Source organism: Psychrobacter sp. ER1 (assembly GCF_048631835.1).
Taxonomy (GTDB): domain Bacteria; phylum Pseudomonadota; class Gammaproteobacteria; order Pseudomonadales; family Moraxellaceae; genus Psychrobacter.
The window spans coordinates 2,142,163-2,157,991 of sequence record NZ_CP184640.1 but is presented as its reverse complement, the minus strand read 5'-3'; the positions used below and the strand labels follow the sequence as shown (position 1 = coordinate 2,157,991).

Below are 15,829 nucleotides of genomic sequence, written 5' to 3'. Positions count from 1 at the left end.
ACCCATCGCCTAGTAACGCTCTATCATAGCAACAAAAAATGACCCAATCAAAGCGGATTGGGCCATTGTTATATTTCATATACATTCGGCAAAAAACAGAAGTTTCAGGTACTTATGCTGCCACTATAAATCTATAGTTTTATTTATCAAAAACCTGTTTACGGACTTTAGATTCTAAACTGTAAATCTAAAACTTCGAGTTATAGACTTTGACGATGACGAATCTCAAAGCTTTGATGAATCGGTTTTTTGATGTTGAAATCAAAGCCAATGGTTTTTTGCGTGATATCAATGATCTCATAACGCTGAGTCAACTGCTCATCTAACTCAAAACGCGTAAAGTTGTTAGAAAAGTACAAGACGCCATCAGAGGTGAGGCGGTTCATGGCACGATTAATCAATGCAGCATGGTCACGTTGCACATCAAAAGTACCTTGGAATTTCTTAGAGTTTGAGAAGGTCGGTGGATCAATAAAGATGACATCGAACTGTTCGGTATTGTCTTTAATCCATTCAAAAATATCAGCAGCAACGAATTGGTACTTATTGCGGCTAACGTCCAAACCGTTCAAAACAAAGTTTTGTTTGCCCCAATCTAGATAGTTCTGTGACAAATCAACGCTAGTGACTTTTTTCGCACCAGCAAGCGCTGCATGCACACTTGCAGTACAAGTATAAGCGAACAGGTTAAGTACGGCTTTACCGCGGCTATTGTCCTTGATACGAGCACGCATATTGCGGTGATCGATAAATAGGCCAGTATCTAAGTAATCTGTAAAGTTGACATATAGGTAGGCACCATCTTCGCGCGCAACGTGAAACTTACCACGTTTTTCTGTGGTGTTTTGTTTGCTGTACTGATCGTTGCCAGACTGACGGGCACGCGTTTTGATAAAGATCTGTTCACGGTTAATATCAAAGACTTCACGGATACCCATTAATGCCAAGTTAAAGCGTTTTTTTGCAGTCTCAGGTGGGATGGTCTTTGGCGGTGCATATTCTTGCACATGCGCATAATCACCGTATAAGTCGATCGCGACTTTGAAATCAGGTAAATCAGCATCGTAGACACGAATATTGCTTACATTGTCTTTTTTGGCCAGTTTCTTAAGCTTAGCAAGGTTTTTTGCAGACGGTTAATGAAGTCTTGACCATCTTCTACTTCGATCTCGCGTTTCTCAAAACGACTGACAAGGTTGCCCGTTTGTCCAGCGATAAGCGTTCCGTAGCGGAAATAGACGGTGATAGCACCATTATGACAGCGTAACGTTTTTGGTTCTTTAATTGGTAGAATATCTACTTGTTCAACATGAGAGGCCAATATGCCAAGCATCGGGTCAATGCCACTACCGGCAAAGCTGTCTTGCAATATCAGCCCAATTGCTTGATACAACGGCTTAATCATTTCTTCATCACCCAAACGCTCACCATACGGTGGGTTGGTAATGACCAAAGGATTGCTCAATCGACCATCATTGACTAATGGCTTGAGCACGTTGCTGAGTTGGTCAAGCGCACGATGTTCGATATCGAGTAACGGTAAAAGGTCTTGTAAACCTGCGGCAATAAGGTTTTTCTCTGTAGCAAGAATCGCACCACTATCAGCATCAAAGCCCAGCATAAGCGGCAATGTATCAGGCTGCTCATTGGCAATCTCTAATGCTTCACGGAAACGTGTTTGAGCATCATCGATCATTTCTTGCCATAACGTCTCGTCATGATGCTGCCACTGATAAAAACCAAATTGATTGGCAGCTTTGTCGATACCCACGGCATAGTCGCAATGCATCAATAGCGCTTCGATAAGGAACGTTCCAGAGCCACACATTGGGTCAATTAACGCATTATAGAAAGGTGCATCGCCAGCTTCGTTTTTCTTGTGCCAACCAGCACTATAAAGTAGGGCAGCTGCTAAGTTTTCTTTTAATGGTGCTTCTGTCATAGCCACACGGTAACCACGGCGATGCAAACTGGTACCTGATAAATCTAGATACAGCTCTGCTTGCTTATCATTGATAGTGGCAAAAACCGAGAAGTCTGGGTTTTTACTATCGACGTTAGGACGGCTGTCGTAAACTTCGTTAAATGTATCGGCAATCGCATCTTTGATACGTAGCATGGCAAATTGCTGACTGACGGCGACACGCTTATCGACAGACAGACGGATAGCAAAGGTTTGCTCTAGGCTAAACTGCTCAGTCCAATTGACCGATTTTGCCAAGCCATATAGCTGCTCCGCAACGTCATATTCTGCATTGATGTTTTTACGTTTAATCAGCATCAATACCCGCGAGGCCACGCGTGACCATAGGCAAATAGTATATAGCTCACGCAAGCCACCAGTTACGGCTAGACGGCCGGTACTTTTGATTTCGCTGTCAATGCCAAAGCTGGTTAGCTCAGTCTGCAGTGGTGCCTCAAGCCCATCGGCACAGGTAATAATAAGATCAAGCGACAACTCTGGTGAAGCTGCTGTTAGAGATGCGGGCGCGGTTTGTTCGGTCATACGGGTACCTGTGGGCTAAATTGACAAAAAAGCAAATAATAAGATAATCGGTGTAACCGGCAATTTTACCATAATTCACGGTAGGATGGTTCAAAGTAGCCGTGTTTAAGATTTTAAGATGTGATAGTCAAATACGGGAAAACAAATTCTCTACTCACCCTTCGTCAGTGGTAATTCCTCTGGGACGATTTGAGTAGTGGTTGCAAAGGGTTTAGTCGCGATAGGGTAGTCAACATCTTTTGGCATCAGCAATCGCATATGCGGATAGGGCGTAGAAATGTTGGCAGCATCAAATGCAATTTTAATTTCTTCTTGCAGCACTTCTTTGATTTTGGGTATGCGGGCAACGGCTGCTGGTTTGACCCAAAAGCGTACGATAAAAAACACCCCGTACTCGCCAATTTCTGCCACAGTCGCTGAGGTCTCAGGACGATTAAGCACCGCATCGGTATTGCTGAGCACTTGCAAAATTTCCTTGCGAGCTGTCTCAATATCATCTTCGAACGCGATACGTACGCGAATATCAAAACGTATAAAGTTCTTGGAAGTCAGGTTGATGACTTCTGATGAGGCAACGTTAGAGTTTGGGATAATGACAGTGATATTGTCTCGAGTAAGGATATGTGTGGTGCGCAACGCGATAAGTACCACGCGCCCTTCATTGTCATTAATATGAATCCAATCACCGACTTGAAAGGACTGCTCAAGCAGAATGGTGATACCAGCGATAAAATTAGCAAGTGTCGATTGAGCGGCGAAGCCAACCGCCAAACCAACAATACCCAAACCCGCCACTAACGATACGATGTCAAAGCCAAATTGAGCCATGACGCTGGCAAGCCCGAGTACCAATAGGAGTACAGATAAAATATTTTTGAGTAGCTGCTCTATGGAAGCATTGAGCCCATAGTGCTGTAGGACTCTGTGAATGATTTGTCCTGATGATGCCCAAAGTACATAATAGATACCGGCCCAAGTGCTTGCCTTTGCGGTGGCTTTGATGGTTTCTGGCTCAAAGTTTATCTGACTCATAATCGCTATCAGACTGGCGACAATCCAGACATAGCGCAAAACTGAACGGACAATCTTGGTGCGGCGCTCATTTAATCGAATTTTGGCACGGCTTTGCTTAAGGATATAATTGGCCAACCAATAAAAAATCCCAATACCGCAAGCAGTATTAGGATTTTGATGCCAGTGCTCGCCAGTTCTACTGCTTGAGAGGACCAATTAAGTGACTCTTCATCTATAGAACCGCCGAGAGCAAGATATAGGCTAGTATGTAAGTCGCGAATGATCTCTTTAAAAAGTCGGTAACACTAGCGATTGGCATTTTTTCGTCCATGCAGGGTATGTTTGTACAAAAATTTATAAACGAATATCTATTTATAAATTACATCAAGTTGACAAAGCAATCAAATAGGGGCAAGGCTTCAAACTCATTAGTGCCAGTTTGAAATTATTACTGACTTGAGGAACTAACCAATTAGTAGATTAAAAATTGTTTTCTTGAGCATCTTGAGATTGAAAAGGTATTTCCATTTTATACTGCACGTCACGTAGCGCTGTACGTAGCCCCTCTAGTATCGTTGGGTGATAAAAAGGGGTATCGAGCATAGCCTTGATACTCAAATCATTGGTAATCGCTGTAGCAAGTATATGACCGATATATTCAGCATCAGGACCGACCATACTGGCGCCTAAAATTCTATCTGTCTTTTTACAGCCATAGATATGTAGCAGCCCGCAATTGACACCCATCACACGGCTACGTCCTTGATTATCAAAGCTCACACTACCGATAACGAATTCGAGTTCTGAATCTTTTTGAATCTCTGGTAAAGACATACCAACATTAACGATTTGCGGTGAGCAAAATACGATAGAAAACGGAGTCGCAGGTGGGCGAATATAGGCCGCTTCTGTATTTTCGCAGACCATGCTGCCCGCACTATAGCCTTCATCGCTGGCCACATGCAGTAACGGAATATTAGCATTGGCATCACCAACGATATAAACGTTTAAGTCGCCAATTTGGCCTGTTTTTTTACTTAAATCTTTTGGACGGTTCTTATCGTCTAGCTCGACACCTAAGTTTTCAACACCTAGCTGCTTAATATTGTTGCGACGACCAGTAGCAACTAATACGTACTCACCTTGCCATTGCTGAGACTCACCAGCACTATCTTCATACTCGATAAATGCACTTTTATTACCGTCATCTGCTGTTGTACCTACATCGGTAATTTCGCTGCCTAGATGCATGGTTAGTTCATGACTTAAGCAATCGATCGCTTTATTATTGATATCATCGTCTTTTAGACCAGCCACTTGTTGGGCACGGTTTAGCAGCGTGACTTCTACACCTAAACGTGTAAATGCTTGCGCAAGCTCTAGGCCGATGGCACCAGCACCGACGACAGCCATAGTCTTTGGTAAGTCTTCAAGTTCAAAGACACTATCAGACGTTAGCATGGTATCACCAAGCTTATCAGCCCATCCATCAGGAATAAACGGCGAGCTACCTGTGGCGACAATAATTTGCTCAGCAGCAATCAGCTCATTATTGACCTCGATTAGTCCTTGCTCATTAATACGAGCACGACCGTCGATTTTCTTATGATCAGGCCAGCTGTCTACTTGTTTTTTAATATAGCTAGCAAAATGACTGCGTTCGTCACGCACACGCTCCATGACTCGTTTGCCATCAATTTGCGCGGTCGCATGGATACCAAATTCAGCAGAATGGTTGGCATCATGTGCGCGATCCGCCGCTGCAATTAACAGCTTACTAGGCATACAGCCGACCGCAATACAGGTCGTGGTCCAAAATCCTTCATTAATAATGACAACGTCATCTTTGATTTTACTTGCTTGGCGAAAAGCGTTTTGACCTGCGGTACCCGCGCCAATAATAGCGACAGATACTTTGCGCGTGACTTCTTTCGGCGTATCGTCGGTGGTCGTGTCAGATTGTTTATTCATATTATTTTCTAATAGGGGCAAGGTTATATTCAGTAATAGACTGAATTCTTGGCTTATATTTTTTATTCGGTTTTTATCGTTCTTATTATAAGTACTTATTTAACTATAACGTCAATAATACTGACTTACAGAACCAGTAATTATGGCGCCAGTATGGTCAGTAAACGACTGGTATAGTCTTTGGCACGTAGGTTACGCTGTGCATGAGTCAGCTCACTGTTTTTGTTGAATACAAATGCCGAACGTACAAGGCCTAGCGTAACTTTGCCGTACATATTTTTTTCTTTGATAACATCAAAATACTGGCATAGCTTTTCATCAGCGTCACTGATGAGTGGAATCTGTAAGTCATATTTGTCGATAAATTTTTCATGAGATTCAACACTGTCACGAGAGACGCCGATGATGTCGTAGCCCAATTCATCGAAGTCATGAAGGTGCGAGGTAAACTCTGTTGCCTGTGTGGTGCAGCCTGGCGTGTTGTCTTTGGGATAAAAATAAAGGATAAGGCCTTTATCGGTATTGGCGACCATTTCTTTTAAACTGATTTCATCATGAATAAAGTTACCAGCAAGTTTGCGTACTATGGTTACTGGAAAATCAGGTAGGTGAATGGTTTCTGTTGTTGGCTTGGCCATTGTAAAATCCTTATTAATTTTAGTTATGTGTATTGGCTTAATGATGGTTCTATTTATAGTGTTCTTATTATAGGCAGATTAGTAGAAATAAATAATCAGTTTTACACTTTGCCCATTCATTGGCAACAAAAAAGACTGGCAATGGCCAGTCTTTTTGTATATCAAACGATTAGAGATTAAGCAGGTTTTTGTGGCTTCTTTAAATCTAAGCCAACGGTGCACTGCTGTAAATCTTTTTGCATCGCTTTCACATATGGCAGATTAGAAGGGTCTTTCTTATCTTGCGCGTAGCTTTCGATTTCCCACATTTGACCGATAGTCATGTTGCTGCGTACACCAATAGTACAGTTACATAGTTTGGTTGCGTTGCTTTTGTCAGCGACTTTGTATTTGACTGCGCCATTAACACATGAATTAATATTGTCTTGCTTAATGTCAGCAGCGTTGGCTTGTGGCATGGCAAACAGGGCCGCTAAGGCTAGGGGTAGTACTGGCAACAACTTCATAAATTTCCTCTTACGGGTAGCGTCAATTTTTTATCTTTTGCTCAATGCAAAGTCAACTCATCAATATATGAGTGACCGATATCATCATGTACATCTTTTGATAAATATAATCGTTCATACGATAGCAAGTATGTCGATTAGAATACAAGAACGACGTGCTGTGTTAATGCAAGCGAATGTTGCGCGAATGTTGATGGGTGTCACCATTCCACGCAATATTTAGCGTTGATACATAGTCGGTTCGATATGATTTAAACATAAGGAAGGATAGTGGAATAAGCGCGCCTTATACTGTATCCAGTCTATATAGGACCGACTAAAATTAATTAAGACTGATAATGAGTAGGGTCGGTTACGCCAGCTTGGGCAAAGCCCTGACGACGCAGTGCGCAGCTATCACAAACACCGCAAGCAAGACCATTGGCATCTGCACGATAACAAGAAATCGTCTGGCCGTAATCGACACCTAATGACAGACCAAGCTCAATAGTTTGGGCTTTTGATAATTGCTGCAATGGCGTTTGAATCGATAAGCGATGACCAGTAACGCCCGCTTTTGTCGCGAGATTGGCCATATGTTCAAAGGCAGCTATATACTCTGGGCGACAATCAGGATAGCCAGAATAGTCAACTGAGCTGACACCGATGACAATATGGTTGGCATCAGCGACTTCGGCGACTGCTAACGCGTACGATAAGAATATTGTGTTGCGCGCAGGCACGTAGGTATTAGGAATAGCGTCGTTATCGATTTCATCGCGCTTTTTGCTAGGGAATTTGTCCGAATCACCGTCTGGCACGATCATGCTGTGATCGGTGAGTGACGACCCACCAAGTTGCGCGATATCAATATCGATGATTCTATGATTGACGCCTGCTGTCTCAGCGATGGTCTTTGCGGCGACAAGTTCACTATTATGACGTTGACCATAGTTAAAGCTGACTGCTGTCACTGATGCATAGCGCGCTTTTGCCCAATATAAGCAAGTCACCGAATCGAGACCGCCAGATAAAAGGACAACCGCATTTTGGCTTTTGGTAAGAGCAGCTAAATCCGCATCTGATACTTGATTAGAAGTGTTTTGCAAAGTAACGTTAGTCATAATGATATCTATTATTGGTTTACGAAAACGGCTATTTTAGCAAAAATACGTCTACTACAGAACCACGAAGCGACCAATCACCCGTCACTAAGCTACCAAAGCAAATTTAAACAGCATCGTAATAAAATAAAGTCGGTATTACTGTCATCTTTTCAATCTGTTAGCAATATTTGTTATAATCGCAGCTTTTAAAGTATCAGTCACCTGACATCGGTGATAATGCTTTAAAAGCCTTATCGCAAATCGCTTTATAGTAAAATCACCCTTATAAAGATATTGAGTAACTTATGACCGCAGCAACCTTATTTACGCCAAATATTCCTTCTCAAGCTGATGACGTATCTGATGCAACGAGCTTTGATAGTCAGGCTATGGACACCGATACTGATAGTAGAGAGTACGATGATGTCTTTGAAGAGGGCAGTGATGAGGATATGATTGGTGAGCAGGGTACTAATGCTCAAGCACCTACCGAATCAGCGTACTTTCGTAAACTACAAAAGAAGCTGCGTCGCCAAGTCTCTTGGGCAATCCGCGATTTTAATATGATTGAAGATGGCGATGTGGTGATGGTCTGTGTTTCGGGTGGTAAAGACAGCTATACCTTACTTGATATTTTATTGCTGCTAAAACGCATTGCACCGATTCATTTTGATATCGTCGCGGTGAATCTTGATCAAAAGCAGCCAGGCTATCCGGAAGACATCTTACCTGCGTATCTAAACGAGCAGGGCATCGCCCACTATATTTTAGAAAAAGACACCTATAGCATCGTCAAAAGCGTGGTGCCAGAAGGCAAGACTTACTGCTCGGCGTGCTCACGTCTGCGCCGCGGTTCACTATATGGCTTTGCTAAACAAATTGGCGCGACTAAGATTGCCCTTGGCCATCACCGTGACGATATGTTGGCGACCTTCTTTTTGAACTTATTTCATGGTGGTGCGCTCAAATCAATGCCGCCCAAGCTACTGAGTGATGACAAGCAAAATATGCTGATTCGCCCATTGGCCTATGTCGAAGAAAAAGACATCATTGAATATGCCAAATTAAAAGAATTCCCAATCATTCCTTGTAACCTATGTGGCAGTCAAACCAATCTACAGCGTGCCATCATCAACGATATGCTGCGTGAATGGGATGACGCTCACCCGCAGCGTTTGGCTTCTATCTTTAAGGCAATGCAAAACGTCGCGCCATCACAGTTAGCTGATCGTGAGTTATTTGACTTTGAAACACTCAGTCTTGATCGTGATAATGATGAGCGTTTATTTGAAGGCGACAATATTCAAGCTGGGCAGACGGATAGTTTGGCTGAGATTGGTTTACCTGTATCGCCAAGGACGCAAACGTTCAATCCTAAGTTCGCTAGTGACAAGCCTTATTCGACAGAGACGGATAAAGCCGCGCAAAACGAGCGTAAAGCACAGAAAATTCCAACGATTAACCCAGTGATTTAGTAGTTTATAAGTTAGTACGAGATTAAATAGTACCTATTAATTAGTAGAATACTAAATAGCTCAAAAAAACCAGCCGATCTCTGACGAGTGGCTGGTTTTTTATGTCTGGATGCTATTAACAGCATTAACTTTTAGCAAAAACTGGTAGTGGGTCAAAGCTGACCTTTGAACGAGGCAGTTTTGCGACATCTTGCATACGCCAATCATCTTTACCGTCGTTGCTAACCTGTAGGTAATACTTGGCTTTTACCGAATCAATATCGACTTGTGCGCTGTATTTATTGCCCTCAACATGCTTAAGGACAACGTCGCGGTCTTTTTGATATCCGTTGCATGAGAAATAGAAAGCTCTAACGTATCAGGATAGGTAAGTGGCGTACCATTTAACAGCTTGCCTGACTGGACGCTTTGTTCAGGGTAGTTAAGATAAAACACAATATCGCCATTTTCTGCAAACTGCATTTGTCCATGCAAGTCTAAATCATACGTGAGCTTGTCACGAGAGACATCATGATAGAGCGTTTTGCCATCCATATACCAGTCGTCACGTACCACGCTATCACGGATCTGGTAAGAGTAATAAACAAACCAAATACAAGCGATCACGACCGCAGCAGGCATGCCAATCACAAAGATAACGACCATGTAATTCTTGTACCATGGCTGAGTATCTTGATGTTTAAAGTTCGGTGCTGGAGTAGACATAAAATACCTATGCATCAGATACGCAATCAATAGATAGCTGTTCATTAGACATCTACAAATGGTATCAACGGATAATTTGGCGGCTAAGCGCTACCAGTTTAATGGTAAAACATTTATTCGATAGTCTTTGACTCTCAAAGTCGCTGACTACCGAATGACATAAAGGAAACTAAATAATCAGTTCAGTGATGAATTACTGACCTTGAGTCGTAAAGACGTTTTGCTTACTGACATTGTACTTACCGTCTTCACTGGTCACATTTAACGTCACTGGCGTTTGACCAAATTCAATCACATCAGGATCACCATAAATACTGACAGGCATATCGAAGCTTTCGCCTGCTTCTAAGGGTACATCGTTGAAGCGCAGCTCTAAACTCAGACCCTCTTGCGGGGCGAGCGTTATTTTATAACTGTGAGGCTCTTGGGTTTTGTTGGTTAGCTTGACGATATAGCTGTTTTCGATCATGCCTTGGGTATTGATAGATGATAACTGGTTACGATCACGACGTATATCAATCTCTAGCGGCACGCGATCGGTTAACGCATATATCACACCGCCACATAGTACGGCTAATAATGTCAAATAAGCAAATAGTCGTGGGCGCAGTACGCGGCTTGGCTCTTTTTCTGCTAGCTGACGTTCGGTCGTATAACGAATCAGGCCACGCGGATAGCCGACCTTGTCCATCACTTCGTTACAGGCATCGATACAAGCCGCACACTGAATACAGCCGACTTGCAGGCCATCACGAATATCGATACCAGTAGGGCAGACCTGCACACACATGGTGCATTCAATGCAGTCGCCTAAGTGCTCTGGGTTTGTGCCTTTTTTACGGGCACCGCGCGGCTCACCGCGTTCATAATCATAAGATACGATTAATGTGTCTTTATCAAACATCACACTTTGAAAGCGGCCATAGGGACAAATCTGTACACACATCTGCTCACGCATATAGCCTGCATTGGCATAAGTAGCAAAGGTAAAGATAAACATTGAGACCCATACCCACGTTGGCCAGTCAGGGAAAGGAATCATTCCTATTGACTGCCAGCTATGATATAGAGAATCTGTCCCAGCTACATAACTAACAAAGGTCGCTGCTGTAATCACAGAAAGCAAAAACCAAATCGCATAGACTACCGTTCGCTTGAACACTTTACTCGCGCTCATCGGCGATTTATCAAACTTCATGCGCTTATTGCGATCACCAATGACCCATTTTTCAACGTACTGGTAGAGATGCGTCCAGATGGTTTGTGGACAAGCATAACCACACCAAACGCGGCCAGCATATACAGTCACCATAAACAGCGTAAACGCTGCAATAATGGCAAATGCAGCAATAAAATAAAAATCTTGCGTCAAAAACGTCATGCCAAAAATATAGTAATGCTGCGATGGCACATCAAACCATATCGCTTGTCTATCATTATAGCGCAGCCATGGCAAAAGTAAAAAAGCCGCCAAAAGAGCATACATCGTGATGACACGAATATTTTGATAAAAACCTGTGACAAACCTTGGGTGTACACGATGCTTGGTTGCATCAAGATCGACTTGCTGTACAGGAATTTTATTGGATTGTTGTGCTGACATAAACGTGCCTCTTTAAAAAAGAATCAGTCTGCTGGCATGATGAACAAACACCTCTAGCGTCGAGGTATATGAGTGTATGATGTTATCAATGTCAGTAAATAGCGGATAAAAAATTCGATAAAAAACTTTCTAATCTGCTTACCAAATGATCGATTGTAAATATAGTCGGTTCAACATAATCTTGATACAAGCAAAGGTACTACAAGTAGTAGGCTAAACAAGCCTGTATCTGATTTATGCGAAATTGACTATCGTGTTATGTGATTGAGTCAGAGCGATATAAAGCCGTGACCAATAGACTATTTTAAAAAATAGCTATTCTAACATTCTCCCTACTAATAATGGGGTAATAATCGTAAAAAGCAATGAGTATATGAGAACGATTTCTAGTATTTATAGCCGCTCATCACTGTCATTTCTAAATAAAAAACAATACCGCCATACGCAAAAGGGAGAACTGCAATAACAGTTCTCCCTTCATTAAATCTCGTCCATATTCAGTACAGTAACAACGTCTTAGTTAGCAGTTGCTTCTTCAGTTGCTACAGGCTGAGTAGCTGCAGTAACTGGTGCTGCTGCAGGTGATTTGCTTGTTTTATCTGATAGTGAGTAGATATAAGCAGCAAGTAGCATGATACGCTCATTACCTAGCTTAGTTTCCCACTGAGGCATAACGCCAGCACGGCCATAACGTAATGTATTACGTACAGTCTCACGCTCACCGCCATATAACCAGATATTGTCAGTCAAGTTCGGTGCACCTGCTGAAATCATACCTTTACCGCTTTCAGAGTGACATAGTGCACACTGCTGCTTAAAGATAGCTTCGCCTTGATTAACCAAAGTTTGATCAAGTTCACCGTTACTCTTACTACCGTTGTTTGGAGATAGTGACAATACATACTCAGAAGCTGCACGTACACCGTCTTCGCCAATCTGATCGCGCCAAGCAGGCATACCGCCGATACGACCATTGTGTAGCGTGGTCAGAATGTTGCTAGCTTCGCCGCCATATAACCAATCGTTATCTGTTAGGTTAGGGTAGCCTGTCGCACCTTTAGCGTTAGAGCCATGACATACAGAACAGTTCTGTAGGAACAAGCGGCTACCAACCTTTAAAGCATTTGGGTTTTCAGACAGTTTTTCGACGTAAGGAGCAAGTTCTGCAACTTTTTCGTCAATTTTAGTCTGTAGATCTGCTGGTGGGTTTTCGCTACGACGCATGGTCGCTTGTAACTCGTTTAGCGTACCAAGTGTCGCAGTCGCACCTGCAGCATCTGCTTTTACCAAAATGCTTTTTTCAAAGTTATCGGTAAATACTTTGTTGTTGCTTTCAAGCTCACTGAACAACTCGTTTTTAGAGGTCCACGGTACAGTCTCACCGTCAACTTCTACGGTGGCGATACCTTCCCAGTGTTTCGGGAACATAGCTGGAAAGAATACCCAGTACGCCACACCCCAAACGATCGAGCCAAAAATATCACTAACCACCACTTGGGCAGGGGTTTGTCGTATTCTCGGATGCCATCGTATTCATGACCTGTTGTACCGTCTTCTTCTACTTCTGGCTTGTACTTTAGAACCATCAAAAGGACGCCAAGAATAAATAGCCAACAAGCAAAACTAAATACAGTGATCCAAGAACTCCAAAAAAATGTCATCATTTATCCTTATTGCGCTGCTCTTCAGACAGAGATTTTATATCCTTGTCATCAAGCGCAAGTTGTGCATCTTCTTCGAAGCGTTTTTTGTTTTTTGGCGAATACGCCCACCATGCAACGCCTACGAAGGCAATAAAGGCAGAAACGGTCGCAATTGTTTGTAATTCACCAATACCCATTAGCGCTGTCCTTCCATTGCGGTACCTAACTGCTGTAGATAGGCGACCAAAGCGTCAAGCTCAGTAGCGCCAAGCACTGCATCTGGAGCGCCTTCAATATCTTCTTCAGTATAAGGAACACCGAAGCGATCGCGGAATAGACGCATTTTAGCTTGAATGTTTTCGCCATCTACTTCGTTAGTCGCCAACCAAGGGAAACCAGGCATAACTGACTCAGGCACTAGCGAACGTGGATTGATCAAATGTTGCTTTTGCCAATCTTCAGAATAACGGCCACCAACACGTGCTAAATCTGGTCCAGTACGTTTCGATCCCCATAAGAATGGATGATCCCACGTCGACTCAGCGGCACGTGAGTATGGTCCATAACGTTCAACTTCTGCACGTAATGGGCGAACCATTTGAGTATGACAAACGTGACATCCTTCACGGATATAAATATCACGACCTTCAAATTCAAGCGCTGTCCAAGGCTCCATAGCAGGAAGGGGAGCGTTCACCCCACCTTCTTCAGGACCCTTGTTGTCATAGATCAATGGCACGATTTCAACTAGCGTTGCAAAACTAATAGCAATCACGATACCAATGACTAACAAGCCTGTATTTTTTCAATAATTTCATGCGGTGTACCAGCCATGATCGCTCCTTATACGTTAGCTGTCGAAGGTTTTTCGACACTAGGTTCATGATCCGTTGGATCAGCGACATCTACAGGCTTACCTTCTGGCATTTTGAGTGTTTTATAGCAGTTATAAGCCATAACAAACATACCCGATACATATAAGAAGCCACCAAATGCACGGCCAATATATGGGAAATGCGAGAATTCAACAGTATCAACGAAGCTATATACCAAAGTACCGTCTGGGTTAGTAGCAAGCCACATCATGCCTTGGCCAATACCTGAGATCCACATAGACACGATATAGAAAATCGTTCCTGCAGTCGCAAGCCAAAAATGCGTGGTGATTAAGCTGATAGAGTACATCTTCGGTTTGTTATAAATACGTGGTAACAGTACGTATAGCGAACCAATAGTAATCATACCAACCCAGCCAAGTGCGCCTGAGTGTACGTGACCAACTGTCCAGTCAGTGTTATGCGATAGCGCATTCACTGTTTTGATAGACATCATTGGGCCTTCGAACGTCGACATCGCGTAGAACGACAATGCAACAATCATAAAGCGAATGATCGGATCGGTACGCAGCTTATCCCAACTACCTGATAGCGTTAGTACACCGTTAATCATACCACCCCAAGATGGTGCGAATAGGATGATTGAGAAGACCATAGCAAGAGACTGCGTCCAATCAGGAAGCGCTGAATAATGCAAATGGTGACCACCGGCCCACATATATGAAGCAATCAATGCCCAAAAGTGAACGATAGACAAACGATAAGAATAGATAGGACGACCAATCTGTACAGGAACGAAATAATACATCATTCCAAGGAAGGCTGCCGTTAAGTAAAAACCTACCGCATTATGCCCATACCACCACTGCACCATCGCATCAGTTGCACCGCCAAATAGCGAATAAGATTTGAACGCGCTAACAGGAATCGCCATGCTGTTTACGATGTGTAGTAGTGCAATCGTAATGATGAAGGCGGCAAAGAACCAGTTAGCCACATAGATATGTGAGGTTTTACGTTTGATGAGCGTACCAAAAAATACAATGGCATAAGAGATCCATACCAAGGCAATTAGGATATCGATCGGCCACTCAAGCTCAGCGTATTCTTTAGTTGAGGTCAAACCTAGAGGAAGGGTAATAACAGCGGATACGATAACCGCTTGCCAACCCCAAAAGGTAAACCAAGCCAAATATGGCGCAAATAAACGCGTCTTACAGGTACGCTGAACGATGTAATACGACGTTGCGAACAGGGCAGAGCCACCGAACGCAAAAATGACCGCATTGGTATGTAGCGGTCTTAAACGACTAAAGGTCAGCCATGGAATGTCAAAGTTGAGTGCTGGCCATGCTAACTGTGAAGCAATGAAGACACCAAGACTCATGCCGACGATGCCCCAAACGACAGCCATGATCGTAAAAAATCTTACGATAGTAATTTCATACTCACGGTCAACTGGGGCGACTGCTGTGTTTTGTAAACTCATTGGATGATTCCTTTACAGCCCGAATTATCAACAGAATTAACCAACAATCTATGTTGTCTGCACTATAAATACTCTCAAATTTGTATTTATACTAGCGCCAACACATGTTGTTTTTTGGCTTATTTAGCGCAATGACGTCATTAACTATCGATTTAGGCCCTTACTGTCTATTAGTTAATACTAATAAATAGAAATAGGCATTTCATACACTTTACTTAAAGTCAATCGATAATAGGATTGTTAATAGATCATCAAGGTAAATAAGAAGACGCGCCGTTTTGAGCATCAAACATCTCATAAGGCTAAATATGTATCTTAATTATTACGAAAAAATCTGTACTAATGAAGATAGATACCC

Annotated in this window: 9 protein-coding genes and 4 pseudogenes; 1 reads left to right on the top strand and 12 read right to left on the bottom strand. The window is 42.8% G+C overall.

The genetic code is table 11. The features are described from left to right. Positions 1-200: 200 nt before the first annotated feature. The 6 genes and pseudogenes from rlmKL to queC form a co-directional block, all read right to left on the bottom strand. Positions 201-2,506, bottom strand: a pseudogene (rlmKL, locus tag ACOBWA_RS09990) (bifunctional 23S rRNA (guanine(2069)-N(7))-methyltransferase RlmK/23S rRNA (guanine(2445)-N(2))-methyltransferase RlmL). A gap of 150 nt (positions 2,507-2,656) precedes the next feature. Further along, positions 2,657-3,851 (bottom strand): annotated as a pseudogene (locus ACOBWA_RS09985) (mechanosensitive ion channel family protein). Between the two features lie 149 nt (positions 3,852-4,000). Next, complete coding sequence (locus ACOBWA_RS09980) at positions 4,001-5,491, bottom strand: dihydrolipoyl dehydrogenase (RefSeq protein ID WP_420229256.1); 1,491 nt, start codon at positions 5,489-5,491, stop codon at positions 4,001-4,003. Positions 5,492-5,631: 140 nt separating this feature from the next. Next, entirely contained in the window at positions 5,632-6,129 is a 498-nt protein-coding gene (locus ACOBWA_RS09975; RefSeq protein WP_420229255.1) for a peroxiredoxin, read from the bottom strand. A gap of 176 nt (positions 6,130-6,305) precedes the next feature. Then, a complete protein-coding gene (locus ACOBWA_RS09970) occupies positions 6,306-6,635 on the bottom strand; it encodes a hypothetical protein (RefSeq protein WP_057760815.1) in 330 nt (109 codons plus the stop codon). Between the two features lie 326 nt (positions 6,636-6,961). Then, a complete protein-coding gene (gene queC, locus ACOBWA_RS09965) occupies positions 6,962-7,738 on the bottom strand; it encodes a 7-cyano-7-deazaguanine synthase QueC (protein WP_191113890.1) in 777 nt (258 codons plus the stop codon). Between the two features lie 434 nt (positions 7,739-8,172). On the opposite strand from queC, the gene ttcA reads away from it, so the two are divergent. Next, complete coding sequence (ttcA, locus tag ACOBWA_RS09960) at positions 8,173-9,195, top strand: tRNA 2-thiocytidine(32) synthetase TtcA (RefSeq protein ID WP_420230760.1); 1,023 nt, start codon at positions 8,173-8,175, stop codon at positions 9,193-9,195. A gap of 124 nt (positions 9,196-9,319) precedes the next feature. Here the strand turns inward: ttcA and ACOBWA_RS09955 are convergent. The 6 genes and pseudogenes from ACOBWA_RS09955 to ccoN all read right to left on the bottom strand — a co-directional run bounded on the left by ACOBWA_RS09955 (position 9,320) and on the right by ccoN (position 15,471). After that, positions 9,320-9,900: pseudogene (locus tag ACOBWA_RS09955) on the bottom strand (FixH family protein). Between the two features lie 193 nt (positions 9,901-10,093). Beyond that, positions 10,094-11,503: a cytochrome c oxidase accessory protein CcoG gene (ccoG, locus tag ACOBWA_RS09950; RefSeq protein ID WP_420229254.1), complete on the bottom strand. Its 1,410-nt coding sequence runs from the start codon at positions 11,501-11,503 to the stop codon at positions 10,094-10,096. A gap of 516 nt (positions 11,504-12,019) precedes the next feature. Continuing rightward, positions 12,020-13,164 (bottom strand): annotated as a pseudogene (locus ACOBWA_RS09945) (c-type cytochrome). Next, positions 13,164-13,343, bottom strand: coding sequence for a cbb3-type cytochrome oxidase subunit 3 (locus ACOBWA_RS09940; RefSeq protein ID WP_290177626.1), 180 nt, complete (start codon positions 13,341-13,343; stop codon positions 13,164-13,166). Before ACOBWA_RS09940 ends, ACOBWA_RS09945 begins: the two are co-directional and overlap by 1 nt. After that, positions 13,343-13,930 carry a cytochrome-c oxidase, cbb3-type subunit II gene (ccoO, locus tag ACOBWA_RS09935; protein WP_420230759.1) on the bottom strand — a complete coding sequence of 196 codons (588 nt, stop codon included), beginning with the start codon at positions 13,928-13,930 and terminating at the stop codon, positions 13,343-13,345. The genes ACOBWA_RS09940 and ccoO overlap by 1 nt, the downstream gene beginning before the upstream one ends. A gap of 59 nt (positions 13,931-13,989) precedes the next feature. After that, complete coding sequence (gene ccoN / locus ACOBWA_RS09930) at positions 13,990-15,471, bottom strand: cytochrome-c oxidase, cbb3-type subunit I (RefSeq protein WP_057760799.1); 1,482 nt, start codon at positions 15,469-15,471, stop codon at positions 13,990-13,992. Between the last annotated feature and the right edge of the window lie 358 nt (positions 15,472-15,829).